Annotated in this window: 3 protein-coding genes and 1 pseudogene; 2 read left to right on the forward strand and 2 right to left on the reverse strand. The window is 64.8% G+C overall.

The window, feature by feature from the left end; translation table 11 throughout:
* On the forward strand, positions 1-589 hold a 589-nt coding region (locus tag ACXJL8_RS39605), incomplete at its 5' end, for a quinoprotein dehydrogenase-associated putative ABC transporter substrate-binding protein (protein ID WP_456686876.1).
* Positions 586-1143: a PQQ-dependent catabolism-associated CXXCW motif protein gene (locus tag ACXJL8_RS39610; protein ID WP_456686877.1), complete on the forward strand. Its 558-nt coding sequence runs from the start codon at positions 586-588 to the stop codon at positions 1141-1143. The genes ACXJL8_RS39605 and ACXJL8_RS39610, both read left to right, overlap by 4 nt.
* A gap of 225 nt (positions 1144-1368) precedes the next feature.
* Here ACXJL8_RS39610 and ACXJL8_RS39615 read toward each other — a convergent pair whose 3' ends face one another.
* A complete protein-coding gene (locus tag ACXJL8_RS39615; protein ID WP_456621023.1) occupies positions 1369-1668 on the reverse strand; it encodes a copper-binding protein in 300 nt (99 codons plus the stop codon).
* A 136-nt stretch (positions 1669-1804) separates the two neighbouring features.
* Positions 1805-2058 (reverse strand): annotated as a pseudogene (locus ACXJL8_RS39620) (hypothetical protein); the annotation flags it as partial.

Genomic DNA, 2058 nt, shown 5'->3' on the forward strand with positions numbered 1-2058 from the left:
GGGTGCACATCGTTGCGACGTGATCATGGGGTTTCCGCAAGGTGACGATCTGGTGCAAGGCACCAATCCCTACTACCGGACGACTTATGCGCTGGTCGCCAAAGCGGGCAGCGGGCTCGAGGATGTCGACACGCTCGAGGACACCAGGCTCAAGGGCAAGCATGTCGGCATCGTCGCCGGCACGCCGCCGGCGACCAATATGGCGATTGCCGGCCTGATGGGCGACGCAAAGCCCTATCCCTTGATGATCGATACGCGCTTCGACAATTCGGCGCAGGCGATGATCGACGATCTCGCCGCCGGCAAGATCGACGCCGGCGTGCTGTGGGGACCGATGGCCGGGTTCTATGCGAAGAAGGCCGGCTCGCTTCATGTCACCCCGCTGGTGAAGGAAACCACCGGGCCGAAGCTCGTCTATCGCATCGGCATGGGCGTGCGTCCCGCCGACCAGAACTGGAAGCGGCAGCTCAACAAGCTGATCCAGGAGAACCAGGGCGAGATCAACAAGATCCTGCTCGACTTCGGCGTGCCGCTGCTGGACGAGAGCGACCGGCCGCTCGGCGCGGAGACGGCCAAGAAGACGCCATGAGGCGGCGCGTTGCCGCGGCGCTGGTCGCCGCCGTTCTGGCGGTGCCGGCATTGGCGCAGCAGCAGGAGCCGTTCGAGCCCGAAGGGTATCGCACCGACAATTACCGCGCGCCGGTGCCGGCAACGCTGGCGCGCGCACGCGTGCTCACGACCGTGGAAGCCGAAGCGATCTGGCGGGCAAAGGGCGCTGCCTTCATCGACGTGATGCCACGCCCGCCGAAGCCCAAAAATCTACCTGAAGGCACCGTCTGGCGCGAGGCGCCGCGCAAAAATATTCCCGGCAGCATCTGGCTGCCGGATACCGGTTACGGCGCACTCCCGCCCGCCATGGACGATTATTTTCACCGCGGCCTGGCGCGGGCGTCGCGCGGCGACAAGGCCGCACTGCTCGTGATCTATTGCCTGGCCGATTGCTGGATGTCCTGGAACGCCGCCAAGCGCGCGCTGGCTGACGGTTACTCCAACATCGCCTGGTATCCCGACGGCACCGACGGCTGGGAGCGCGCGGCATTGCCGACTGAAGAAGCGCAGCCGGAGCCGCGGCCGGAGCAGTAGCAACCTGTATCGCTGGACGCAGGTGCGCTCCCTCGCCCCGTTCTTACGGGGAGAGGGTTGGGGTGAGGGGCCTCTCTCGGCGCTTGATCAAGTAGTGAGACCTGTACCCCCTCACCCGGATCGCAAGAGCGACATAGCCGAAGCTTTGCTTCGGCGTTCTTAGAAGCGGCCGCCGAAGGCGGCCTACGCCTCTCCCCGCAGGCGGGGAGAGGTGAAGACGCGGCTTTATTGCTTCTGCAACTTCGTCAGCGTCCCCGTGCCGTTGGTGTCTGTCGCCGAATACGTCACCCTGTCACCGGCGTGGACGGCATCGAGCATCGCGGCGTCCTTGGTCCTGTATTCCTGGAGCGCGCCGGCGCCGCCGGCGCTGCCGCCGACCGTTCCCTTCTGCGCCTGCTGGATTGAGATCGTGCCGTTGAGCCGGTCGATCCTGGTGACCATTCCGGTCATGTCGTCAGCAAAAGCGCTGGATGCGAGCATGGTGATGGCCGCAGCGCCTGCGAGCATGAATTTGGTTGTTCCCATCGAGGCCTCCCGGCGTTCGAGATTCACATCGACAAGCCATCCTAGATCGATTTGGTTCCGGCAAATAGCGCAGCAAAGGTTAACGATTGCCGGGAGATGCCGGGAACTCTTCGGCAAGCCGTCAGCGAGGCTGACGCTATTCCATTTCCTGCTGGATCACGCGGCCGAGCGCAAACAGGCGCTGGTCGATCGCGGTCGGAACCTCGCAGACGAATCGCACCACCTTGTGGCGGTCCTCGAAAATGCGGGTCTTCCAGACCAGATCGTTGCTGAGCGCCTCGACCCTGGCCTCGTCGCGCGGTGTCGCGCCCTGGAGTGCTTGGAGCTGAACGGTCTCGTCGCGGATCTTGTCGGCGGCGTCGCGCTGCTTGCGGCTGACCCGTTCGAGCC

The organism is Bradyrhizobium sp. P5_C11_2 (genome assembly GCF_054049755.1).

Bases quoted from the DNA above. Each gene is read 5' to 3' on its own strand.
- ACXJL8_RS39615 (WP_456621023.1), bottom strand. From the start codon at position 1,668: ATGGGAACAACCAAATTCATGCTCGCAGGCGCTGCGGCCATCACCATG.
- ACXJL8_RS39610 (WP_456686877.1), top strand. From the start codon at position 586: ATGAGGCGGCGCGTTGCCGCGGCGCTGGTCGCCGCCGTTCTGGCGGTG.